The sequence below is a fragment of the Curtobacterium sp. ER1/6 genome (genome assembly GCF_001742745.1).
In the GTDB taxonomy this organism is placed as follows: domain Bacteria; phylum Actinomycetota; class Actinomycetes; order Actinomycetales; family Microbacteriaceae; genus Curtobacterium; species Curtobacterium citri.
The window spans coordinates 54,680-76,171 of sequence record NZ_MJAK01000003.1 but is presented as its reverse complement, the minus strand read 5'-3'; the positions used below and the strand labels follow the sequence as shown (position 1 = coordinate 76,171).

Sequence of the window (21,492 nt, the reverse complement as noted above, 5' to 3'; positions counted from 1 at the left end):
CGTCAGTCGGCGACGTCGAACACCACGACCCGTCCGGCTGCCGCGCCGATCGCGTCGGCGACCGGGCGGTGCTCCGGGTGCGGCAGGTAGGCGGCGAGCGCGTCGGCGTCACGGAAGCGCACCGTCAGCATCCACCCGAAGTCCGCCTCGAGCCCCTCCGTGCTGATGCTCGTCCCCGAGTGCACCGACTCCACCCCGTCGATGCGCTGCAGGTGCTCGCGGCACAGCGCGTCGAGGCGCTCGGTGACACCTTTCCCGTCATCGGTCAGTGCCACCAGCACCACGTGCGTCACGCCAGCCATCCGCTGCTCCCGTCGTCGAGTCAACCCTGCCACCGGGGTACTGGGACACCACTCCGCCTGTGTCCGCACGCAACCCGGCGACCTACCGTCTCCCCCGTACGCAACGACGACGAGAGGCATCACCATGGCAAGTGGAGTGGCAGCGGTCTGGGTACCGGTCAGTGACATGCAGCGCGCGGTCGCGTTCTACCGCGACGCGCTCGGCCTGACGGTGAAGAGCGAGGACGACGACTGGAGCGAGATCGACGCGAACGGGCTGCTCATCGGTCTGAACGGACGAGAGTCGGCGGGTCCGTCGAGCGACGGCGGCGCGGTCGTGTCGTTCCAGCCGGACGGCCGCATCGAGGACGAGGTGGCCGATCTCAAGGCGAAGGGCGTCGACTTCGCGGGCGACGTCAGCGAGCACCCGTGGGGCAAGATCATCCCGTTCAAGGACAGCGAGGGCAACGACCTGCAGCTGTACTCGCCGCCGCAGGGCTGAGGCGAGCCGGTCGCAGACGCGACCCGGTGACGGACTGGAGGCGCGTGGCGGACCCGCCACGCGCCTCCAGTCCGTTGCTGGTCCTGCCTAGAACGCGGGCGTCCCACCGGCGATCGTGATGGTCGAACCGGACTGGTAGCTCGACTCCGGGCTCACCAGGTGCACGTACGCGGCACCGAGTTCGGCGGGCTGGCCCGGGCGACCGAACGGCGACTGCTCGCCGAAGTGCGCGACGGTCTCCGCGTCGTCGGAGCCGGGCTGCAGCGGCGTCCACACCGGACCCGGCGCGACCGAGTTCACGCGGATGCCCTTCGGGGCGAGCTGCTGCGCGACGGCTTCGGTGAAGGTCTTCACGGCGCTCTTCGAGATCGCGTAGTCGATCTTGTCCGGCGACGGCGTCGCGGCCTGGATCGACCCGGTGGTGACGATCGTCGAGCCGGGCTCGAGGTGCGGGACCGCGGCCTGGGTCAGCCAGAAGAGCGAGTAGATGTTCGTCTTGAACGTCGAGTCGAAGTGCTCGGTGGTGAGCGTGAGGATGTCGTCGTTGCTGTCCATGCGACCGGCGACCATGACGAGGGTGTCGAGCCCGCCGAGCTCGTCGACGGCCTTCTGGACGAGGTCCTTGCAGTACTGCTCGTCGGAAATGTCCCCCGGGACGAGGACGGCCTTGCGCCCCTCGGACTCGAGGAGGTCGCGGACCTGCTCGGCGTCCTCCTGCTCGTCGGGCAGGTAGGAGAGGACGAGGTCGGCGCCCTCGCGCGAGAGCGCGATGGCGGCGGCACGGCCGATGCCGGAGTCCGCGCCGGTGACGATGCCGCGGTAGCCGGTCAGGCGCTCCTTGCCGACGTAGCTCTGCTCGCCGTGGTCGGGCTCCGGGTCCATCTTCCAGGCGGCACCCGGCAGCGACTGCTCCTGCTCCGGGAAGGGAGGCTTCGGGTAGAGGCTGTTCGGATCGCGCTTCTCGTACTGGCTCATGGGGCCATGGTGCTCGCACGTGCCTCCGCGCCGGTCCAGTCGTCCGACTGTCACCCGGGCACCCAGGTGGCGCCAGGGCGACGGGCGTTGCCTGCTCGCCGTCACTCGAACAGCAACTGGAGGCAGCGAATGGCCAAGACCTGGTTCATCACCGGAGCGTCGAAGGGCTTCGGCCGCGAGTGGGCGGAAGCCGCCCTGGAGCGCGGGGACTCCGTCGCCGGCACCGCGCGGAACACCGACGACGTGCAGGCACTCGTCGAGCAGTACCCGGACACCTTCCTGGCGATCCGGCTCGACGTCACCGACAAGGCCGCCGACACCGCCGCGGTGCAGCAGGCCGCCGAGCACTTCGGTCGGCTCGACGTCGTCGTGAACAACGCGGGGTTCGGCCACTTCGGCATGGTCGAGGAGCTGACCGAGGACGAGGTCCGCGCGCAGCTCGAGACGAACTTCTTCGGCGCCCTCTGGGTCACGCAGGCGGCACTGCCGATCATGCGTGAGCAGGGCTCGGGCCACATCGTGCAGGTCTCGAGCATCGGCGGGATCAGCGCGTTCCCCACGGTCGGCGCCTACCACGCGTCGAAGTGGGCGCTCGAGGGCCTGTCGCAGTCGCTGTCGCAGGAGGTCGCGGGCTTCGGCATCTCCGTCACGCTCGTCGAGCCGGGCGGGTTCTCGACCGACTGGTCGGGTCCGTCCTCGAAGCACAGCGAGGAGCTCGACGCCTACGCGGACGTCCGCGAGGCCGCCTCGAAGCGCCCGTCCGCGTCGGACCCGGGCAAGCCCGAGGCCACGCGGTCGGCGATCCTCAAGGTCGTCGACGCCGAGCAGCCGCCGCTGCGGGTCTTCTTCGGCAAGGCGCCGCTCGGCATCGCGGAGCAGGACTACGAGTCGCGTCTCGCGACGTGGCGCGAGTGGCAGCCGGTCGCCGAGGAGGCGCACGGCGCCTGAAGCGAGCGTTGACGGACGGGAGGCGCGGTGCTGGCTGGCACCGCGCCTCCCGTCCGTCCGTGGGTTGCGCTGGTCAGACGCCCGCCGTGGAGCGGATCCACGAGGACGACTGCGACAGCAGCGCGTAGTTCGACCCTGCCTGGGTGTTCGCACCCGGGTCGGCGCTGTCGCCGGTGGAGCAGACGGCGACCACCTTGCCGTTGACGAGGAGCGGGCCGCCCGAGTCACCGTGGTTCGAGGCGCCGGTGACACCCGTGACGTGCTGCGCGCGACCGCTGTAGGCGTCCCGCGTCGAGCCGGTCAGGGACACCGTCGCCTGGTACAGCCCGTCCGACTGCTGCGCGTTCGCCCGCAGACCGTAGCCCTGGATGACGCCGGTCCCGCTCGACTTCGCCGCCGCCGTCAGGTCGAGGGGCGCGTAGGTGGAGAGCGCGTACGCGCTGCGCAGGTGCACGAGCGCAATGTCCCCGGCCGGTGCGGCACTGACCCGGTCGACGGCGACGGCGGACCCGCGGTTCGTGGTGGAGTTCGAGTGGTAGACGTTCATCGCACCGATGCCGTCGATGCAGTGCCGCGCGGTGAGGATCCACGAGGCGTTGATCTGCTCCCCCGTGCAGTTGCTCACGTAGCCGGACGGGATCGTCCCGCCGGAGGCCTCGAGCTGGACCGCCCAGCTCGTGGTGGGGGCCTGCTCGCCGCCGACGACCTCGATGTGCGCGGGCAGCGCGGAGGCGGGGGTGGCGGCGAACACGCCGCCGGCGACGACGGCGACGGCGGCGAGCGCCGCTGCGAGGGTGTGCTTCATGTGGACTCCTCGATCAAGGACCCTGCGACGTTGCAGGGTGCAACCAGGTGGCCATCCTGACCCTCGTCCGAGGGGCGTACCAGTCCGCACTTCCACCGACACCGGGGCTGCGTGACCGCTCCCTATGCTGATCCCGTGTCCGACCCAGCCGTCACCGCCACCGCCGCGCCCGCTGCACGTCGCCCGGTGATCGCGATCGCCGGACTCGCGATCGAGACGTCGACGTTCACGCCGACCCGCACCCTCGCGCCCGCCTTCCACCCGGACCGCGGCGACGAGGTCGTGGCGCGGTACCCGTTCCTGGCGTCGTACGCGGACTCCGCCGACTTCCGCGGGGCGCTCATCGGCCACGCACTGCCCGGCGGGGTCGTCGCCCGGCCGGCGTACGAGGAACTCGCCGACGAGATCGTCGCGCGCCTGACGGACATCGGGCCGGTCGACGGCCTCTGGTACGACATCCACGGCGCGATGGTGGTCGAGGGGCTCGACGACGCCGAGACCGACCTGCTCGGCCGCGTCCGTGCGGTCGTCGGGCCGGACGTCATCGTGTCGGCATCGATGGACCTGCACGGCAACGTCACGCGGGAGCTCGCGCACCAGGTGGACCTCGTCACCTGCTACCGGACGGCCCCGCACGAGGACGTCCTCGAGACGAAGGAGCGCGCGGTCCGGAACCTGGTCGACGTGCTCGCCACCCGGCCGGTCGGTCGACAGCGCCCGGTGAAGGCGTGGATCCCGATCCCGGTGCTGCTACCCGGCGAGCAGACGTCGACCCGCATCGAACCCGCGGCGTCGATCTACGCGCAGGTACCGGAGGTCGAACAGGAGGACGGCGTGCTCGACGCCGCGATCTGGGTCGGGTACGCCTGGGCCGACCAGCCCCGCGACCGTGCCGTCACCGTCGTCACCGGGTGGGACCGCGACGTCGTGGCCGCCGGCGCCGAGCGCCTGGCCCGGGCGTTCTGGGACGCCCGCGAGGACTTCGCGTTCGTGGCACCGACGGGCTCCTTCGACGAGTGCCTCGCCGCCGCGCTCGCACCCGGCGCCGCGCGCCCGTTCTTCGTCTCGGACTCCGGCGACAACCCGACCGCCGGTGGTTCCGGCGACATGACGTGGGGACTGACGCAGGTGCTCGCGCACCCGGCGTTCGCCGCGCCGGACGGCCCCACGCTGATCTACGCGAGCATCCCCGGCCCGGCCGCCGTCGCCGAGGCCGTGGCCGCCGGGGTCGGGGCGACCGTCACGGTGACCGCGGGCGCCGAGGTCGACGACGTGCACGCGGGGCCGGTCACGCTGACCGGTCGGGTGCACGCGGTGCGGCACGGCGACCGGGACGCCGAGACCGAGGTCGTGCTGCAGGTCGGCAGCGTCTTCGCGATCCTGACGACGCTCCGCAAGCCGTACCACCACGAGCACGACTTCACCGATCTCGACCTCGCCCCGCGAGACGCCGACGTCGTCGTGGTGAAGATCGGGTACCTCGAGCCGGAGCTGTTCGACATGGCGGCGGACTGGATGCTGGCGCTCACCCCCGGCGGCGTCGACCAGGACCTGCTGCGCCTCGGGCACCACCGGATCGAGCGCCCGGTGTTCCCCTACGATCGGGAGTTCGCGACGCCGCCGGACCTGACCGCGCGCATCGTGCCACCGTCGAACGAACCCCTCGGAGCCGCCTGATGTCCGTCGCCCTCGAGATCGCCGTGACCTCGCCCACCGGGGCACTGGTCGCCCGTGACGGGGGCGCCGACCGGGTCGAGCTCTGCGTCGGCCTGGAGCTGGGCGGACTGACGCCCTCGCAGGCCCTGGTCGAGGCCACGCACGAGACCGGGATCCCGGCGCACGCCCTGGTGCGCTGCCGGCCCGGCGGGTTCACGTACGACGACGGCGAGCTCGCGCTCATGGAGCGGGAGGTCCGCACGGTCCTGCGCTCGGGAGCAGCCGGGGTGGTGGTCGGTGCCCTCCGCCCGGACCGGACCCTCGACGAGGACGCCCTCCGCCGGTTCGTGGACGCCACCCGCTCGGTCTCCGCGCACGCCGAGGTCACGCTTCACCGGGCGGTCGACCACGCTGCCGACCCGGTCGCGACCGCCGCGCGGCTGGCAGACCTCGGGCTGACCCGGGTGCTGACGTCGGGCGGAGCCGCGAGTGCCCCGGCGGGGGCGGCGACGATCGCCCGGATGGTCGAGGCAGCCGGTCCGGTGCAGGTCATGGCGGGTGCGGGCGTGCGGCCCGAGGACGTCTCGGCCCTGGTGGCGACCGGTGTCGCCGCGGTGCACCTCTCCGCGAAGCGCCCGGTCGGCGCGACGGAGCACGGCGGTGTGCCGATGGGCAGCGGGGACGACGGTTCGACGTTCACGGTGACCGACCCCCGGGTGGTCGCCGCGGCGCGGGCCGCGCTCGACACCGACGGCTGACGCCGGAGCAGCCCGGAGCAGCAAGGGTCAGCCCGGAGCAGCCGGGTCAGTCGAGTGTCACGACCCGGTCGGCCGCCGTGATGGCCACGGGATCGTGGGCGGCGTGCACGACGACGACCCCGGCGGACGCCTCGTCGGCGAGCGCCGCCGTCACGAGTGCCGCCGACCCGGCGTCGACCCCCGCGGTCGGCTCGTCGACGAGCAGGACCGGCGCGCGCTGCGCGAGACCGAGGGCGACGAGCGTGCGCTGCCGCTGCCCGCCGGACAGCTCGTCGAGCGGCCGGTCGGCGAGGTCGGTGATGCCCATCCGCTCCAGCTGGGCGTCGACCACCGCGTGGTCCGCCCGTCCGAGCGGTCGCCACCAGGGCCGTGCCCGCCACCGCCCCATCGCGACGGTCGACCGCACGGTCAGCGGGAGCGCGGTCGGCGGGACGGCCTGGGTCACGTACGCGACACCGCCGGACGGGAGGCCCGACACGGCTCCGCCGACGGGCGTCACCACCCCGGCGAGCGCGTCGAGCAGGGTCGACTTGCCGGACCCGTTGGGCCCGGTGAGCGCCGTGACGACCCCGGCGGGGAACGTCGCGTCGAAGCCGTCGAGCACCGTCCGGTCGCCGCGTCGGACGACGAGGTGCGCGACCTCGAGGGCAGGGAGGACCGCGGTGGTGAGCACCTGAACACGCTATCAGTATCGATAGTCGTTTTCATGTAGCGTCTCGCAGCGTGACCTGGCTGACCGATCCGTTCTCCGTCGACTTCATGCTGCGCGCGCTCGTGGGCGGCACCCTGGCGGCGGTCCTCTGCGCGGTCGTCGGCACGTGGGTGCTCGTCCGCGGCATGGCGTTCCTCGGCGAGGCCCTGGCGCACGGCATGCTCCCCGGCGTCGCGGTCGCCACCCTGACCGGGATCCCGGCGATCCTCGGCGCCGCGGTGAGCGCGGGCGTGATGGTGCTCGGCGTCGGGGCACTCCGCCGCCGGGCGCGGCTGTCGTACGACACCTCGATCGGGCTGCTCTTCGTCGGCATGCTCGCGCTCGGGGTCATCATCGTGTCGTCGTCGCGGTCCTTCGCCACCGACGTGACAGCGATCCTGTTCGGGGACGTGCTCGCCGTGACCCGCGCGGACCTCGGCGGACTCGCGATCGCCGTCGTCGTCGCGCTCGTGCTCGCCGCCGTGTTCCACCGGCCCTTCACCGCGGCGGCGTTCGACGTCCGGAAGGCCACGACCCTCGGGCTCCGCCCCCGGCTGGCCGAGGTCGTGCTCATCGGCCTCGTGACGCTCGCCGTCGTCGCGTCCTACCGGGCGGTCGGCACCCTGCTCGTCGTCGGGCTCCTGCTCGCCCCGGCCGCGGCCGCCCGCGCGTGGACGAAGCACGTCGGGTCGACGATGCTCCTCGCCGCGGGCACCGGCACCGTCGCGGTCGCGGTCGGCCTGCTCGTGTCCTGGCACCTCGGCACCGCCGCCGGAGCGAGCATCGCAGCCGTCGCCGTCGCCTCGGTCGCCGTCTCCCGCGCCCTCGCGGCCCTCCGCCCGCGGGTGTCCGGCTCGCGACCGACCACACGCACACCAGCACCAGCACCAGCACCAGCACCAGCACCAGCACCAGCACCACGAGAGGCAGCATGAACCAGCCCACGAAGCGACGCACTCCCGCGCGCCTGGCCACCACCACCGCGATCGCGGCCGCCCTGGCGATCACCGCCACCGCCTGCTCGACGGGCGGGTCCACCGGGCCGGCGGCCGACGGACCGACCGGCACCGCGAAGCCCCACGGCTACGTCGCGGGCGCGAGCGAGGCACAGGAGCCGCAGGTGCGCCTCCTGGCCGTGTCCGCCACCGGCGCGACCGCGGTCCACGACCTACTCACCGGGGAGACCACCGACCTGGACAGGGTCGACGCCCCCGAGCACGCCGCCACCGACGGTCGCTTCCTCGTGACGAGCACCGACGACCGGACGACGATCGTCGACGGCGGCTCCTGGACGGTCGACCACGGCGACCACACGCACTACTACGCCGCGCGGCCGCGGGTCGTCGACACGATCGACGGCGGCGGTCCGGTCGAGGTGCACTCCTCGGAGACCATGACGACCATCACCTGGCCGGAGCGCGGCGAGGCGGTCGTCCTCGACCGCGCGGCCCTCGGGCAGGGCGAGGTCGAGGAGACGACCCGGGTCGACGCGACCGTCCTGCTGCCGTTCGGCGAGCAGCTCGTGGCCGGGGACGGTGACGTCGTCCGCCTGCTCGACGCCGACGGCGAACCGACCGGCACCGAGCAGGCGTGCGCCGACGCCGCGGGCGGCATCGTGACCCGCGCCGGGGCGATGGTCGGCTGCGCGGACGGCGCGGTCGTCGTCGGCGACGACGGCGGGACCGCCGTCGTCGCACTACCGGCCGGCGCGGAACGGCCGACGGCGTTCTCGGCACGCTCCGGGCGTCCCACGGTCGCCGGGCTCGCCGGGGACCGGGGCGCGTGGCTGCTCGACGTCCGTGAGGGCACCTGGCGCCTGGTCGAGACCGAGCGGCCGCTGCGCGCGGTGACGGCGGTCGACGACGAGGACGAGCACGTGGTGGGCGTCGACGACCAGGGACAGGTCGTGGTCGTCACGGCGTCGACCGGGGCCGTCGCCACCACGGAGCCGCTCCTGGACCCCGCTGCCGAGCCGCTCCTGCAGCTCGACGCGCAGCGCGCCTACGTCACGGACGCGTCCGGGGAGCAGGTGCACGAGGTCGACTTCGCCGACGGCGCCCGGGTCGCGCGGTCGATCGAGCTGCCCGAGGCCCCGGTGGCCCTCGCCGAGGTCGGGCTGTGACGCGCCGCCTCCGGGCCGCCGCCGCACTGGCCGTGGCCGCCGGACTCGTCGTGACCACGGCGAGCTGCTCGTCCGCCGGGTCGGACCGACCCCTCGTCGCGGTCACGACGAACATCCTCGGGGACGTCGTGACCGAGGTGGTCGGGGACGCCGCCGACGTCATGGTGCTCATGCCCGCGGGTGCCGACCCGCACTCGTTCGAGGTCTCCGCGAAGGAGGCCGCACAGCTGCGGACCGCAGACCTGGTCGTCGAGAACGGCCTGGGGCTCGAGGAGGGGGTCGCCCGTCACGTCGAGGCAGCTGCCTCCGACGGCGTCCCGGTGTTCACCGCCGGCGACCACGTCGACGCGCTCGAGTGGACGACCGAGGACGACAGCGGGCCCGACCCGCACCTCTGGACCGACCCCGAGCGCATGGTCGACGTCGTCGAGGCGCTCGACGCCGACCTGCGCGACGCCGGTGTCGAACCGACCGGCACCGACGCGTACCTCGACGAGCTGGCGACGCTGGACGGCGAGATGACCGAGGCGTTCGCGGGCATCCCCGAGGAGCGGAGGGCGCTCGTCACGAACCACCACGTGTTCGGGTACCTGGCCGACCGGTACGGCTTCCGCGTCGTCGGCGCCGTGATCCCGAGCGGCACCACGCTGGCCTCGCCGAGCGCTGCCGACCTGCGCGACCTGGCCACCGCGATCGACGAGGCGGGCGTCCCGACGATCTTCGCCGACCTCTCGCAGCCCGCACGGCTGGCCGAGGTGCTCGCCGACGAGGTGGACGTGCACGTCCGGATCCGGTCCCTCGCGACCGAGTCCCTGACCGCGGACGGCGACGCCTCCACCTACCTCGGGATGATGCGCTCCAACACGGATGCGATCGTCGCGGGCCTGTCGACTTCTGATTGAGAATGAGAATCAGTACAGTGATCGGCATGACACCACTGCGCACCACGCTCGCCCCCGCTGCCCTGCTCGGCGCCGCCGCCCTCGTCCTGACCGGCTGCTCGACCGGGCCCGCTGCCGAGGTCGAGGGCACCCGCACCACGAAGGCCGCATCCGCCGGAGGCGACCGCATCGTCCTCACCTACGACGGCGGCCTGCTCACCCTCGACCAGGACCTGCGGGTCGTCGCCGACGACGCGATCGACGGCTTCACCCGCGTGAACCCCGCCGGGGACGGCCGCCACGTGCTCGTCACGGTGCCCGAGGGCTTCCGGGTCCTCGACACCGCCGCGGCGCCCGCCCTGACCGACGCGGTCTTCCCCGCCGACACCGGCGGCCACGCCGTCGTCCACGGCGAGAAGACCGTCCTGTTCGCCGATGGTTCCGGCGACGTGACCGTGTTCGACCACGACGAACTCGACGGCGACCGCCTGCCCGACGTCGAGACCACGGAGTCCGAGGCCGCCCACCACGGCGTCGCGATCGTGCTGGAGGACGGCACGCTCCTCAGCACGATCGGCACCGAGGAGGAGCGCACCGGCGTCCGCGCACTCGACGAGGACGGCGAGGAGCTGGCCCGCTCCGAGGCGTGCCCGAACGTGCACGGCGAGGGGGCGGTGCAGGGCGAGGTCGCGGTCTTCGGCTGCACCGACGGCGCCCTCGTGTACCAGGACGGCGCGTTCACGAAGATCGACGCCCCGACCGAGTACGGCCGCACCGGCAACCTCTTCACCACCGAGGACTCGTCCGTCGCCGTCGGCGACTACAACGACGACCCGGACAGCGAGGGGTACCTGCTCGACCAGGTCGCACTCATCGACGCGGCCTCCGGCGAGTACCGCGTGGCGGACATGCCCGAGGGCGTCGGCTTCACCTTCCGCGACCTGGCCCGGGGCCCTGGCGACGAGGCCGTGGTCCTCGGCTCCGACGGCGCACTGCACACCTTCGACGAGCAGACGGGCGAGCCGATCGACTCCTTCGACGTCATCGACGCGTGGGAGGGTCCGACCGAGTGGCAGGACGCTCACCCCGCGCTCAAGGTCGTCGGCGACGTCGCCTACGTCACCGACCCGGCCGAGCAGAAGGTCCACGCCGTGGACCTGACCACCGGGAAGGTCGTCGCGTCGAGCGACGAGCTGCCGGGCGTCCCGAACGAGATCGCGGTCGCCTGACGGCGTACTGTCCGCGACATGCCCGCTCTCACCGACACGTTCACCCTGTCCAACGGCCTGCACATCCCGAAGATCGGCTTCGGGACGTGGCAGATCCCCACCGGCTCCGAGGCGTACGACGCCACGAAGACCGCCCTCGAGGCCGGCTACCGGCACATCGACACCGCGCTGGCGTACGGCAACGAGGCCAGCGTGGGCGAGGCGATCCGCGACAGCGGCATCGCGCGCGACGAGGTCTTCGTCACCACGAAGCTGCCCGCCGAGGTGAAGACCGCCGACGGCGCCCGCAGCGCCTTCGAGGAGTCGTCCCGCAACCTCGACCTCGGACACGTCGACCTGTACCTGATCCACGCGCCGTGGCCGTGGAGCGACATGGGCTCCGACCACCGTGACGGCAACGTCGAGGTGTGGAAGGTCTTCGAGGAGCTGTACGAGGCCGGCCGCACGAAGAGCATCGGTGTCTCGAACTTCGACGTCGCCGACCTGCAGGACCTGCTCGGCCGCACCGACGTCGTCCCGCACGCCAACCAGATCCGCTGGTTCATCGGCAACACGCAGGACGAGACCACCGCGTTCGACCGCGAGCACGACATCCTCACCGAGGGCTACTCACCGCTCGCGACGGGCGGCCTGCTCGAGAACGCGGCCATCCGCGAGATCGCCGGCAAGTACGACAAGTCGGTGGCCCAGGTCGCGATCCGTTACCTGCTCGACAAGGACGTCCTGCCCCTGCCGAAGTCGACCACGCCGTCCCGCATCGCGGAGAACGCGGACGTCGACTTCATGCTGTCCGCCGAGGACGTCGCGACGCTCGACGGGCTGCACGACACCGACAGCTAGCCCCTGCGCGCCCGTGGCCGCCCGGCCGAAGCCGGTGCCGGTGCCCTCCAATGGTCATACCATTGGAGGGCATCGGCGCGAGTTCCGGTCGCGGCTCGGGAGTCGATGCGACGGCCTCGTCCCGGGTCGTCGACGGCGACGAGTGAGCGAACCGCCGACCATCAGCGCCAGGTCCGTGCGACCACCCAACCGTCACCCTCGGGGACGATGTCGACGACGACCGCGTCCTCGTCGGCGCTCACCTGGAAGCGCCACCCGACCGTGCGCTCCGGCGCGTGCGTCATCGCCGACGGCAGGAACTCCGCCGTCGCGGTCAGCCGCGTCGGGCTGTCGCTCACCCGCCAGCGGCGATCCCGCCACACCATGCGGTCCGGTACCCCGCGCTCCCACCACACCGTGGCGACCTCGTGCGTCAGCATCATCCCGACCTCCCGTTCGAACGTGTGTTCGAATGCTAGACCACCGTCCGGACGTCCGCACGGTGCTCGCCAGGCCCACCGACCGTGAGCGGACAGCGTCATCAGCGGCCTGTGCGGTGGCGGGCGCACCATGGACCACGACCCGGGAACACGCGCCCGGGGTCGCCGGTTGCACCCGGTGATGCCGCAGCCAGCGGCAACGACGACGCCCAGGAGGCCAGCATGACCACGACCGAGACCGCCATCCTCGCCGGCGGGTGTTTCTGGGGAGCGCAGCAGCTCCTCCGCCGCCGACCCGGCGTCATCAGCACGCGCGTCGGCTACTCCGGCGGGGACACTCCGAACGCCACGTACCGGAACCACGGCGACCACGCCGAGGCCGTCGAGATCGTCTTCGACCCGTCGCAGATCTCGTACCGCGACCTGCTCGAGTTCTTCTTCCAGATCCACGACCCGTCCACCAAGGACCGGCAGGGCAACGACGTCGGTCGCAGCTACCGCTCGGCGATCTACTTCACCAACGACGAGCAGCGCCAGGTCGCACTCGACACCATCGCGGACGTGGACGCCTCCGGCATCTGGCCGGGCAAGGTCGTCACCGAGGTCGAGCCCGCGGGCGACTTCTGGGAGGCCGAGGAGGAGCACCAGGACTACCTCGAGAAGTACCCGGCGGGGTACACCTGCCACTTCGTGCGTCCAGGCTGGAAGCTCCCGCACCGCGACGAGGCGACCGCCACGGTCTGATGTCCTGATGTGACGGACGGGAGGCGCGGTGCCAGCTGGCACCGTTCTCCCTCGCAGGCTCGGTCGGCGCGTCCCGCGCAACGCTTCGCGTTGCCCTTGAGCGGGGCGCGCCCGTCCGTCGTCGGTCCGGCATGTCCGGGGTACGTCACCGACGCGCAGGGCACAGTCGCTGACCACTACAAGTGGGAGCATGACCACTTCCTCCCGCACCCCGCTCGGCGTGACGCTCGTCGACGGCGGCGCCAACGTCGCGCTCTTCTCCAGCACCGCCGAGCGTGTCGAGTTCTGCCGCTTCGACGAGGACGGCACCGAGCACCGCACCGAGTTGCGCAACCGCACCGGCTACACCTTCCACGACGTCGTGCCGGACGTGACCGTCGGCACCCGGTACGGCTTCCGCGTGCACGGCGCCTGGGACCCGGCGAACGGCCTGCGCCACAACGCCGCGAAGCTCCTGCTCGACCCGTACGCCACGGCCGTCGACGGCTCGTACGAGTGGGGCCAGGCCCTGTTCGGCCACGACATGGAGGACCCGGAGCAGATCGACGAGACCGACTCGGCGAGCGCCATGCCGAAGTCCGTCGTCGCCGACCGCGCGTTCGACTGGGACGGCGACCAGCTGCTCCACACCCCGTACGCCGACACGGTCGTGTACGAGGTCCACGTCAAGGGCTTCACGAAGCAGCACCCGGACGTGCCCGAGGAGATCCGCGGCACCTACGCGGGCCTCGCACACCCCGCCGCGATCAAGCACCTCACCGACCTGGGCGTGACCGCCGTCGAGCTGCTGCCGACGCACCAGTTCGTGCAGGACTCGACCCTCGCCGACAAGGGCCTCCGGAACTACTGGGGCTACAACAGCATCGGCTTCTTCGCCCCGCACGACGAGTACTCGTCCTCGGGCACGGCCGGCCAGCAGGTCACCGAGTTCAAGGAGATGGTCAAGGCCCTGCACGCCGCGGGGCTCGAGGTCATCATGGACGTCGTCTACAACCACACCGCCGAGGGCAACCACATGGGCCCGACGCTGTCCTTCAAGGGCATCGACAACGCGTCGTACTACCGCCTGGTCGAGGGCGACGAGGGCAACTACTTCGACACGACCGGCACGGGCAACAGCCTCAACGTCTCGCACCCCTCCGCGCTCGGGCTCATCACGGACTCGCTGCGCTACTGGGTCGAGGAGATGCACGTCGACGGCTTCCGCTTCGACCTCGCGACGACCCTGACCCGTCAGGACGGCGAGGCCGAGAAGCACTCCGCGTTCCTCGACATCATCCACCAGGACCCGGTGCTCCGCGAGGTCAAGATGATCGCCGAGCCCTGGGACACCGCCGGCTACCAGGTGGGCGGCTTCCCGGCCGACTGGTCGGAGTGGAACGGCAAGTACCGCGACGACCTGCGCTCCTTCTGGCGCGGCGACGAGGGCACGCTCGGCGACGCCGTGCAGCGCACCCTCGGCAGCCCGGACGTCTACGAGGGCTCCCGCCGCTCCCCGCTCTGCTCGGTGAACTTCGTCACCGCGCACGACGGCTTCACCCTGGCCGACCTCACGATGTACGCCGAGAAGCACAACGAGGCGAACGGCGAGGACAACAACGACGGCGAGAGCAACAACACCTCGTTCAACGGCGGCATCGAGGGCCCGACCGACGACGGCGCGGTGAACGACTACCGCGACCGCCAGCGCCGGAACTTCCTCGGCACGCTCATGCTCTCGGCCGGTGTCCCGATGATGCTCGGCGGTGACGAGATCGCCCGCTCGCAGGGCGGCAACAACAACGCCTACTGCCAGGACGACGAGATCTCGTGGTTCGACTGGGAGGCCGCCGACCAGGACCTGCTCGCCTTCACGACCGCGGCGATCGCGTTCCGCAAGCAGCACGCGGCGCTCCGCCCGATCTGGTACCGCACGGCGCCCGGCGACTCCGAGTCGACCGTGCAGGTGCTCCGCGCCGACGCGCAGGGCTTCGAGGACGGCGACTGGGCCGACGCGGGCAACCGTGCCGTGATCCTGGTGCTGCAGCAGGGCGACGACACCGTCGCGGTGCTCATGAACGCCTCGGACACCACCGTCGAGTTCACGCTGCCGGAGAAGCCGGGCGGTGGCACGTGGTCGCTCGGCCTGTCGAGCGACCCCGACCAGGCGGTCGAGGGTGACGCGACGTCGCTGCTCGTGCGCGACGCGTCCTTCACGGCGCTGGTGTAGTCGGGCACGACCCGCTGCGGACGGGAGGCGCGGTGCCAGCTGGCACCGCGCCTCCCGTCCGTCCTGAGGTCGTCTCGATGACTGGACAGGCGTTGTACATGTACACTCCTGTCCATGCCGGTCTCATCGAAGCGTCGTCTCGTCGCCGACGCGCTCCGCGACGCGATCGCGTCGGGCCGGTACCGCGCGGGTGAGCGCCTGCCCGGCGAGCACGACCTCGCCGAACGGTTCGCGGTGAGCCGCGGGACCATCCGGGCCGCCCTCGCCGACCTGGCCGACGACGAGTACATCGCCACCCGCGGAGGCATCGGCTCCGTCGTCACGTTCGACGGCGCCACACTCGACCCGCGCGGCGGCTGGGCCCGGTCGATCGCCGCGTCGGGCACCGAGGTGACCACGCGCATCCTGCGGCTCGTCCGGCTGGACGACCCGCGCCTCCAGACCGAGGTGGACGCGGCGGAGGCGACCTTCGTCGCCGTCGACCGGCTCCGCACCGTCGTCGGCGGGCGACCCGTGTCCCTCGAGCGCAGCGTGCTGCCGCACGTCGGGCGCCTGGCGGCGGCGACGACCGACGGCCTGGTCGACGACTCGCTCACCGCGACCATCGCCGAGGCCGGCCTCGTCCCCGCGGAGGCCGAGCAGTGGGTCGACGTCGTCCCGCTCGACGTCGACGACGCGGCGCTGCTCGACCGGCCCGCGGGCACCCCGTTCCTCCGGAGCCGCCGCGTCTCCCGCACCGCCGACGGCGCGTTCGTCGAGCGCGTCGACAGCCTCCTCGACCCCGACCGCTTCCGGCTGCACATGCGCTTCGGGACGGCACGATGACGACCCGACAGGACCCCGTGGACGACCAGACCGCAGCCCTCGCCGCCCTCACCGGACTCGCGATCGGCGACGCCCTCGGCATGCCGACTCAGTCGATGTCGCTCGCACAGATCCGCGCCGACCACGGTGTCCTGACGGGCTTCGTGGACGCCGGGCCGCACCAGCGGATCGCCGCCGGCATGCCCGCGGGCACGATCACCGACGACACCGAGCAGGCCGTGATGGTCGCCGAGCTGCTCCTGGAGGGCGACGGGCGCATCGACCCGACCCGCTTCGCCGAGGCGCTCATCGCCTGGGAGCGCGCGATGGAGGCGAAGGGCTCGCTCGACCTGCTCGGGCCGAGCACCAAGACGGCCGTGCAGCGGATCCTCGACGGCGTCCCGGCGTCCGAGGCCGGGTCGACCGGTACGACGAACGGCGCCGCGATGCGCATCGCCCCCGTCGGCATCGCCGTGCCGTCCGGCGACCTCGTCCGGCTGGTCGACGCCGTGCAGGACGCCTGTCGGGTCACCCACGACACCGGGCTCGGCGTGGCGGGTGCCAGCGCCGTCGCCGCAGCGGTCAGCGCGGGCATCGACGGGGCATCCCGCACCGAGGCGCTCGACGCCGCCGTCGCGGCCGCCACCATCGGTGCCGAGCGCGGCCACTGGGTCGCCGGTGCCGACGTCGCGGCGAAGACCGCCTGGGCACGCGGGTACCTGCCGACCGTGCCCGCGGCGGACCGGATCGACACGGTCTCGCGGCTCATCGGCACGAGCGTCGCCAGCCAGGAGTCCGTCGTCGCCGCACTCGCCCTCGTCGCACTCGACCTCGACCCGTGGGAGACGCTCTGCACCGCGGCGTCGATCGGCGGCGACACCGACACGATCGCCGCGATGGCCGGGGCCGTGCTCGGTGCCGTCCACGGTGCGGACGCCTGGCCCGCCGACGCCGTCGCCACCGTGACGACCGTCAACCACCTCGACCTCGGCCCGCTGGTCCACGGACTGCTCACGCTCCGCCACCGCGGCTGACCCTGACGCCGAGCGGTGGCGTCCCCCCTCGCCACCGCTCGGTCCCCTCCCCCACCCGCACCACCCCATCCGCACCACCCCTTCCGACGACGCAAGAGGACCCCATGGCCGACGCCACCACCACGCTCTCCAGCGGCACGCTGACGAGCATCGAACAGCGCGGCATCGAGCCCGTGCCCGCCGACGAGCGGAACGGCCGACCCGGCGCGCTCTTCTGGGTCTGGTTCGCCGCGAACATCTCGATCCTCGGGCTGCCGCTCGGCGCGACCCTCGTGGCGTTCCAGGGGCTGACCATCTGGCAGGCCCTCCTCGTCGCCGTGATCGGTGCGGCCGGGTCCTTCGCGGTGGTCGGCGTGATCTCCGTGGCCGGCCGTCGCGGCGGCGCTCCCGGCCTGACCCTGAGCCGCGCGGTGTTCGGCGTGCGCGGCAACGTCGGGCCGACCGCGGTGTCGCTGCTCTCCCGCCTGGGCTGGGAGACCGTGAACACCACCACCGCCGCGTTCGTGCTGCTCTCGCTCTTCGCGATCCTCTTCGGCACCGAGGGTGACGCCAAGGCCCACCCGGTGCTGACGATCGTCGCGATCCTGGTGTTCGTCGTCGCCACGGTGCTCGTCTCGGGCCTCGGCCACGCGTTCATCGTCGCCGTGCAGAAGTGGGCGACGTGGGTGTTCGGCGCCCTCAACGTCTTCGTCGCGGTCTTCCTGGTGCTCCGCGTCGACTGGGATGTCGTCGGCTCGCAGCCCGCCGGCCCGGTCAGCGCGATGGTGATCGGCATCGGCACGATCGCGGCCGGCACCGGCATCGGCTGGGCGACCGCCGGAGCGGACATCGCCCGCTACACCCGGACGTCCGTCCGGGCAGGGGCCCTCATCGCGGCGAGCGCCGCGGGCGCCGGGATCCCCCTCGTCGTGCTCGTCGGGCTCGGCGCGCTCGTGTCCGCCGGCGACCCGACCCTCGCCCAGGCCGGTGACCCGGTCGCCGCGATCCGCGACCTGCTGCCCGGCTGGATGGCGATCCCGTACCTCGTCGCCGCGTTCGGCGGCCTGCTGCTGTCGAACCACCTGTCCGTGTACTCGGCCAGCCTCACCACGCTCACCCTCGGCATCGCGGTCCCCCGCGTGTGGGCGGTCGCGGTCGACGTCGTCGTGACGACGCTCGGCGCGATGTACTTCATGCTCGTCGCCGACGGCTTCTACGCGCCGTTCATCACCTTCATCTCGGTGCTCGCCGTCCCGATCACCGCGTGGCTCGGCGTCTTCACCGCCGACATGCTGCGGCGCCGCTGGTACGACCCCGTCGCGCTCCTCGACCTCCGCGCCGGCGGCCGCTACTGGTACCGCGGCGGGGTCGCGTGGGGTGCCCTGGCCGCATGGGTCGTCGCGATCGTCGTCGGGTTCCTGTTCACCGCGGTGCAGGTGGGTGACGCCGACCCCGTGTTCGTCGGGGCGTTCTCGGCGAGCTGGATCGGTGCCAACGGCCTCGGCTGGATCGTCACCTTCGTCGTGGCCGCAGCCGTGTACCTGCTCACCGGCGGCGCACGCGGCCAGGTGCTCGCTCCCGAGCAGGGTCGCTGATGCCCCGTCTCGTCTCGGTCGGCAACGTGATCGTCGACATCGTCATGCGGGTCGACGCGATCCCGGAGCCCGGCGGGGACGTGATCGCCTCGGCGTCGACGATCACCGCGGGCGGCGGCCTGAACACGATGGTCGCCGCCGTCCGCGACGGCATCGACGTGGCCTTCGCCGGCCAGTACGGCACCGGCCCGTTCGGTGACGTCGTCCGCGCGGCACTCGCGACCTCCGGCGTCGAGGTCCTGCAGCCCGGCCTCGACGACGTCGACAGCGGCTACTGCGTCGCCCTGGTCGACGCCTCCACCGAGCGCACGTTCGTCACGAGCGTCGGCGCCGAGGGCCGCCTCGACCGGTCGGACCTCGACCGCGTGGAGCTCCGCTCCGACGACACCGTGTTCGTCTCCGGCTACGGCCTCGCACACGCCGTGAACGGCCCGGCGATCGCGGACTGGATCGGCACCGTGCCTTCCTCCGTCCGCGTCGTGCTCGACCCGTCGCCCCTGGTCGACACACTCGACCCGGCGGTCCTGGGGCCCGTCCTCGAGCGGGCCGACGTGGTCAGTGCCAACGGCCGGGAGGCGCGGCTCCTGGCCCCGACGGCCGCGGGACTCCCCGAGGCGGCCACCGCGATCGCCGCGTCCGCCCGCGGCACCGCCCTGGTCCGCGACGGCGCAGCGGGCTGCTGGGTCGCCGAACCCGGGGCCGCCCCGGTGCTGGTGCCCGGCTTCAGCGTCGACGCGGTGGACTCGAACGGCGCGGGGGACGCCCACGGCGGCGTGCTCGTCGCGGCCCTGTCCCGCGGTGCCTCGCTGCTGGACGCCGTCCGGCGGGCGAACGCGGCGGCGGCCCTCGCGGTGACGCGGCACGGTCCGGCGACGGCACCGACCGCGGCGGAGACCGACGCGTTCCTGGCGGCGCACCCGTCGGCCTGACACCGCCTGTCCGGTCGTCCCCCGACGGCCAGCGGGACACACGGGGCACACGGAGTTGACTGACCACTCCCCCACCAAGGAGACCCGATGCTGTCCCTCATCTACTCGAGCGTCGCCACCCGACCGCTGGACGACGACGACCTCGCCGGGCTGCTCGCGCAGAGCCGGCGCGCCAACGAACGGAACGACATCACCGGTGTCCTGCTCTTCCGCAACGGCTACTTCCTGCAGCTGCTCGAGGGGCCGGACCAGGCCGTCCGCGACAAGATGGCCACGATCAAGCACGACGAGCGCCACACGAAGGTCACCGTGCTGACCGAAGAGCTCATCGAGGAGCGGCAGTTCCCGGAGTGGACGATGGGCTACCCCGCCGAGGACACCGACGTTGAGCAGGCCCCGGGCTACCGCACGACCTTCGAGGACCTCGACGCCGGGGACGGCACGCAGTTCAGCTCCCTGCCGGCCCTCCGTGAGCTCATCCGCTGGTTCCGCCCGACCGGTCGCTGACCACTCCCGATCAGGCGCGTCCGTCCGTGTAGTACCCCGCCTCGAGGTCCTCGAGGTCCTCGAGGTCCTCGAGCAGGGTAGGTCCCGTCGGCCGCCAGTCGAGCAACTCCCGCGTCCGCACACTCGACGCCGGCTGGTCGCCGCCGAGGAGCGCGCCGAACACGCCGAGCTCCGTCGGGTCGACGGCTCCCACCGGCAGGCCGGTCCGCCGTCCGACCACCTCGGCGACGTCGCGCATCCGGACGCCCTCCTCGGCGAAGGCGTGCAGGACGGCCCCGGCGGGGGCGTCCTCGAGCGCCGTGCGGACGAGCCGTGCCGCATCGCCGACGTGTACCGCCGGCCACCGGTTCCGACCGTCACCGACGTACGCCGCCACGCCGAGCTGCCGATCGAGGCCGACGAGTGCCGCGATGAGTCCGTTGCGGTCCCCCTCCCCGTGCACCGTCCGCGGCATCCGGACGAGCCCGGCCCGGATCCCGCGGTCGGCGAGGCCGAGCACCGCCGAGGCCGTCCGCGCCCGGGCTCCCGCCGGTCCGTCCGGGTCGAGCGGATCGTCCTCGATGGCCGTCCCCGCGGCGTTCGTGGGCGTCCCGGAAGCGGCGAAGAAGGCCTTGCCGCTGTCCGCGAGGGCGTCGCCGACGGCGGCCAGCAGAGCGACCTCGTTGTCGATCGTCTCCTCGAACGCGCCGAAGTCGAGGGTGAAGGCCAGGTGCGCCGTGGCGTCCGCGAGCCGGACCTGCTCGACGATGCGGTCGTGGTCGGTCATGTCCCCGCGGACCGACCGCGCGCCCATGGTGTGGAGCCGTTCCTCCGAGGCGTCCGACCGGGCGAGGCCCACGACGTCGTGCCCGCGGGCGAGGAGGTCGCCGACGAGGGCGCTCCCGATCCATCCGGTCCCGCCGGTGATGAAGATGCGCATGAGTACTCCTTCGTGATGAGACTTGGTCTCGTCACCGTACACCCGATGAGACCGAGTCGCATCGGCTAGGATCGGAGCGTGGCACGCTGGGAACCGGACCCGCGCGGGCGGCTGCTCGACGCGGCGCTCGCGCTCTTCGGCGAGCAGGGCTACGACCGGACCACCGCCGCACAGATCGCCGAGCGCGCCGGGCTGACCAAGGCGACGCTCTTCCGACTCTTCGCGGACAAGCGGGAGATCCTGTTCCAGGGGCAGGCCGCCACCGTCGACACGGTCCGACGCGTGGTCGGCGACGCCCCGGACGACCTCGACGGCGCCGCGCTCGTCGAGGCGGTGCTCGATGCACTCGTCGCCGAGCACGTGCCCGAGCAGCAGGCCGTCGGCGCGGCCATCGCCGAGCTGACGGCGTCGAGCGAGGCCCTGCGTGAGCGTGCCGTGCACAAGCGCTTCGTCATCACCGAGGCGCTCGAGCACGCGCTCCGGAACCGACTGCAGGACGACGCCCGGGCCGCGGTCCTCGCCTGGACCGCCGTCCGCGCCTACTACGACGGCTTCGACCGGTGGACCGTCGCGGCACCGGGCGCGGACCTCCGACCGCTGGTGGCCGAGGAGCTCGCGCACCTGCGCGCTGCCGCGGCGGACCCGGCGGTGCGGACCGGCTGACG

The 21,492-nt window shown here is 72.7% G+C and carries 23 protein-coding genes; 17 read left to right on the top strand and 6 right to left on the bottom strand.

Annotation, left to right across the window (positions count from 1 at the left end; all coding sequences use genetic code 11):
• Nucleotides 1–2: 2 nt before the first annotated feature.
• Entirely contained in the window at nucleotides 3–293 is a 291-nt protein-coding gene (locus Cus16_RS16605) for a Dabb family protein (protein ID WP_069711869.1), read from the bottom strand.
• A gap of 133 nt (nucleotides 294–426) precedes the next feature.
• Here Cus16_RS16605 and Cus16_RS06585 point away from each other — a divergent pair, with 133 nt between their 5' ends.
• On the top strand, nucleotides 427–783 hold the full coding sequence (locus Cus16_RS06585) for a VOC family protein (protein WP_069711868.1): 357 nt from the start codon (nucleotides 427–429) through the stop codon (nucleotides 781–783).
• An 87-nt stretch (nucleotides 784–870) separates the two neighbouring features.
• On the opposite strand, the gene Cus16_RS06580 is transcribed toward Cus16_RS06585, so the two are convergent.
• Nucleotides 871–1,758, bottom strand: coding sequence for an SDR family oxidoreductase (locus Cus16_RS06580; protein ID WP_069711867.1), 888 nt, complete (start codon nucleotides 1,756–1,758; stop codon nucleotides 871–873).
• 129 nt (nucleotides 1,759–1,887) lie between these two features.
• Here Cus16_RS06580 and Cus16_RS06575 point away from each other — a divergent pair, with 129 nt between their 5' ends.
• Nucleotides 1,888–2,706: an SDR family oxidoreductase gene (locus Cus16_RS06575; RefSeq protein ID WP_069711866.1), complete on the top strand. Its 819-nt coding sequence runs from the start codon at nucleotides 1,888–1,890 to the stop codon at nucleotides 2,704–2,706.
• 73 nt (nucleotides 2,707–2,779) lie between these two features.
• On the opposite strand, the gene Cus16_RS06570 is transcribed toward Cus16_RS06575, so the two are convergent.
• The gene (locus Cus16_RS06570; protein ID WP_069711865.1) at nucleotides 2,780–3,511 is read right to left on the bottom strand and encodes a S1 family peptidase; all 732 of its coding nucleotides are present in this window, start codon (nucleotides 3,509–3,511) and stop codon (nucleotides 2,780–2,782) included.
• Nucleotides 3,512–3,646: 135 nt separating this feature from the next.
• Between Cus16_RS06570 and Cus16_RS06565 the strand changes: the two genes are divergently transcribed.
• Complete coding sequence (locus Cus16_RS06565) at nucleotides 3,647–5,188, top strand: M81 family metallopeptidase (RefSeq protein WP_069711864.1); 1,542 nt, start codon at nucleotides 3,647–3,649, stop codon at nucleotides 5,186–5,188.
• Nucleotides 5,188–5,925, top strand: a complete 738-nt coding sequence (locus tag Cus16_RS06560; protein WP_069711863.1) for a copper homeostasis protein CutC — start codon at nucleotides 5,188–5,190, stop codon at nucleotides 5,923–5,925. The genes Cus16_RS06565 and Cus16_RS06560 overlap by 1 nt, the downstream gene beginning before the upstream one ends.
• Before the next feature lie 46 nt (nucleotides 5,926–5,971).
• Here the strand turns inward: Cus16_RS06560 and Cus16_RS06555 are convergent, their stop codons facing one another.
• Entirely contained in the window at nucleotides 5,972–6,598 is a 627-nt protein-coding gene (locus Cus16_RS06555) for a metal ABC transporter ATP-binding protein (protein ID WP_083263775.1), read from the bottom strand.
• A 50-nt stretch (nucleotides 6,599–6,648) separates the two neighbouring features.
• Between Cus16_RS06555 and aztB the strand changes: the two genes are divergently transcribed.
• The 5 genes from aztB to Cus16_RS06530 are packed head-to-tail and all read left to right on the top strand — an operon-like array spanning nucleotide 6,649 to nucleotide 11,688.
• Nucleotides 6,649–7,551 carry a zinc ABC transporter permease AztB gene (gene aztB, locus Cus16_RS06550; protein ID WP_069711862.1) on the top strand — a complete coding sequence of 301 codons (903 nt, stop codon included), beginning with the start codon at nucleotides 6,649–6,651 and terminating at the stop codon, nucleotides 7,549–7,551.
• Nucleotides 7,548–8,738: a hypothetical protein gene (locus Cus16_RS06545; protein ID WP_069711861.1), complete on the top strand. Its 1,191-nt coding sequence runs from the start codon at nucleotides 7,548–7,550 to the stop codon at nucleotides 8,736–8,738. Before aztB ends, Cus16_RS06545 begins: the two co-directional genes overlap by 4 nt.
• On the top strand, nucleotides 8,735–9,640 hold the full coding sequence (locus Cus16_RS06540; RefSeq protein ID WP_069711860.1) for a metal ABC transporter substrate-binding protein: 906 nt from the start codon (nucleotides 8,735–8,737) through the stop codon (nucleotides 9,638–9,640). The genes Cus16_RS06545 and Cus16_RS06540 overlap by 4 nt, the downstream gene beginning before the upstream one ends.
• Before the next feature lie 26 nt (nucleotides 9,641–9,666).
• Nucleotides 9,667–10,848, top strand: coding sequence for a PQQ-binding-like beta-propeller repeat protein (locus Cus16_RS06535; protein WP_069712047.1), 1,182 nt, complete (start codon nucleotides 9,667–9,669; stop codon nucleotides 10,846–10,848).
• An 18-nt stretch (nucleotides 10,849–10,866) separates the two neighbouring features.
• A complete protein-coding gene (locus Cus16_RS06530) occupies nucleotides 10,867–11,688 on the top strand; it encodes an aldo/keto reductase (protein WP_069711859.1) in 822 nt (273 codons plus the stop codon).
• A 161-nt stretch (nucleotides 11,689–11,849) separates the two neighbouring features.
• On the opposite strand, the gene Cus16_RS06525 is transcribed toward Cus16_RS06530, so the two are convergent.
• The gene (locus Cus16_RS06525) at nucleotides 11,850–12,110 is read right to left on the bottom strand and encodes a hypothetical protein (protein ID WP_069711858.1); all 261 of its coding nucleotides are present in this window, start codon (nucleotides 12,108–12,110) and stop codon (nucleotides 11,850–11,852) included.
• 219 nt (nucleotides 12,111–12,329) lie between these two features.
• Here Cus16_RS06525 and msrA point away from each other — a divergent pair, with 219 nt between their 5' ends.
• The 7 genes from msrA to Cus16_RS06490 all read left to right on the top strand — a co-directional run bounded on the left by msrA (nucleotide 12,330) and on the right by Cus16_RS06490 (nucleotide 19,908).
• Entirely contained in the window at nucleotides 12,330–12,851 is a 522-nt protein-coding gene (gene msrA, locus Cus16_RS06520; RefSeq protein ID WP_066651533.1) for a peptide-methionine (S)-S-oxide reductase MsrA, read from the top strand.
• A gap of 190 nt (nucleotides 12,852–13,041) precedes the next feature.
• Complete coding sequence (glgX, locus tag Cus16_RS06515) at nucleotides 13,042–15,060, top strand: glycogen debranching protein GlgX (RefSeq protein ID WP_069711857.1); 2,019 nt, start codon at nucleotides 13,042–13,044, stop codon at nucleotides 15,058–15,060.
• A gap of 114 nt (nucleotides 15,061–15,174) precedes the next feature.
• Nucleotides 15,175–15,885, top strand: coding sequence for a GntR family transcriptional regulator (locus tag Cus16_RS06510; protein WP_069711856.1), 711 nt, complete (start codon nucleotides 15,175–15,177; stop codon nucleotides 15,883–15,885).
• Entirely contained in the window at nucleotides 15,882–16,898 is a 1,017-nt protein-coding gene (locus Cus16_RS06505) for an ADP-ribosylglycohydrolase family protein (RefSeq protein ID WP_069711855.1), read from the top strand. Before Cus16_RS06510 ends, Cus16_RS06505 begins: the two co-directional genes overlap by 4 nt.
• Before the next feature lie 104 nt (nucleotides 16,899–17,002).
• The gene (locus tag Cus16_RS06500) at nucleotides 17,003–18,472 is read left to right on the top strand and encodes a purine-cytosine permease family protein (RefSeq protein ID WP_069711854.1); all 1,470 of its coding nucleotides are present in this window, start codon (nucleotides 17,003–17,005) and stop codon (nucleotides 18,470–18,472) included.
• On the top strand, nucleotides 18,472–19,401 hold the full coding sequence (locus Cus16_RS06495; protein WP_069711853.1) for a PfkB family carbohydrate kinase: 930 nt from the start codon (nucleotides 18,472–18,474) through the stop codon (nucleotides 19,399–19,401). The genes Cus16_RS06500 and Cus16_RS06495 overlap by 1 nt, the downstream gene beginning before the upstream one ends.
• Nucleotides 19,402–19,488: 87 nt before the next feature.
• Nucleotides 19,489–19,908: a BLUF domain-containing protein gene (locus Cus16_RS06490; RefSeq protein ID WP_069711852.1), complete on the top strand. Its 420-nt coding sequence runs from the start codon at nucleotides 19,489–19,491 to the stop codon at nucleotides 19,906–19,908.
• Nucleotides 19,909–19,918: 10 nt separating this feature from the next.
• On the opposite strand, the gene Cus16_RS06485 is transcribed toward Cus16_RS06490, so the two are convergent.
• Nucleotides 19,919–20,827 carry an NAD-dependent epimerase/dehydratase family protein gene (locus tag Cus16_RS06485; RefSeq protein WP_069711851.1) on the bottom strand — a complete coding sequence of 303 codons (909 nt, stop codon included), beginning with the start codon at nucleotides 20,825–20,827 and terminating at the stop codon, nucleotides 19,919–19,921.
• Nucleotides 20,828–20,905: 78 nt separating this feature from the next.
• Between Cus16_RS06485 and Cus16_RS06480 the strand changes: the two genes are divergently transcribed.
• Nucleotides 20,906–21,490, top strand: coding sequence for a TetR/AcrR family transcriptional regulator (locus Cus16_RS06480; RefSeq protein ID WP_069711850.1), 585 nt, complete (start codon nucleotides 20,906–20,908; stop codon nucleotides 21,488–21,490).
• The last annotated feature ends 2 nt before the right edge of the window (nucleotides 21,491–21,492 follow it).

Bases quoted from the DNA above. Each gene is read 5' to 3' on its own strand.
- Cus16_RS06545 (WP_069711861.1), top strand. From the start codon at position 7,548: ATGAACCAGCCCACGAAGCGACGCACTCCCGCGCGCCTGGCCACCACC.
- Cus16_RS06530 (WP_069711859.1), top strand. From the start codon at position 10,867: ATGCCCGCTCTCACCGACACGTTCACCCTGTCCAACGGCCTGCACATC.
- Cus16_RS06510 (WP_069711856.1), top strand. From the start codon at position 15,175: ATGCCGGTCTCATCGAAGCGTCGTCTCGTCGCCGACGCGCTCCGCGAC.
- Cus16_RS06485 (WP_069711851.1), bottom strand. From the start codon at position 20,827: ATGCGCATCTTCATCACCGGCGGGACCGGATGGATCGGGAGCGCCCTC.
- Cus16_RS06495 (WP_069711853.1), top strand. From the start codon at position 18,472: ATGCCCCGTCTCGTCTCGGTCGGCAACGTGATCGTCGACATCGTCATG.
- msrA (WP_066651533.1), top strand. From the start codon at position 12,330: ATGACCACGACCGAGACCGCCATCCTCGCCGGCGGGTGTTTCTGGGGA.
- Cus16_RS06525 (WP_069711858.1), bottom strand. From the start codon at position 12,110: ATGATGCTGACGCACGAGGTCGCCACGGTGTGGTGGGAGCGCGGGGTA.
- Cus16_RS06575 (WP_069711866.1), top strand. From the start codon at position 1,888: ATGGCCAAGACCTGGTTCATCACCGGAGCGTCGAAGGGCTTCGGCCGC.
- glgX (WP_069711857.1), top strand. From the start codon at position 13,042: ATGACCACTTCCTCCCGCACCCCGCTCGGCGTGACGCTCGTCGACGGC.
- Cus16_RS06560 (WP_069711863.1), top strand. From the start codon at position 5,188: ATGTCCGTCGCCCTCGAGATCGCCGTGACCTCGCCCACCGGGGCACTG.
- Cus16_RS06505 (WP_069711855.1), top strand. From the start codon at position 15,882: ATGACGACCCGACAGGACCCCGTGGACGACCAGACCGCAGCCCTCGCC.
- Cus16_RS06570 (WP_069711865.1), bottom strand. From the start codon at position 3,511: ATGAAGCACACCCTCGCAGCGGCGCTCGCCGCCGTCGCCGTCGTCGCC.
- Cus16_RS06490 (WP_069711852.1), top strand. From the start codon at position 19,489: ATGCTGTCCCTCATCTACTCGAGCGTCGCCACCCGACCGCTGGACGAC.
- Cus16_RS06580 (WP_069711867.1), bottom strand. From the start codon at position 1,758: ATGAGCCAGTACGAGAAGCGCGATCCGAACAGCCTCTACCCGAAGCCT.
- Cus16_RS06500 (WP_069711854.1), top strand. From the start codon at position 17,003: ATGGCCGACGCCACCACCACGCTCTCCAGCGGCACGCTGACGAGCATC.
- Cus16_RS06585 (WP_069711868.1), top strand. From the start codon at position 427: ATGGCAAGTGGAGTGGCAGCGGTCTGGGTACCGGTCAGTGACATGCAG.
- Cus16_RS06535 (WP_069712047.1), top strand. From the start codon at position 9,667: ATGACACCACTGCGCACCACGCTCGCCCCCGCTGCCCTGCTCGGCGCC.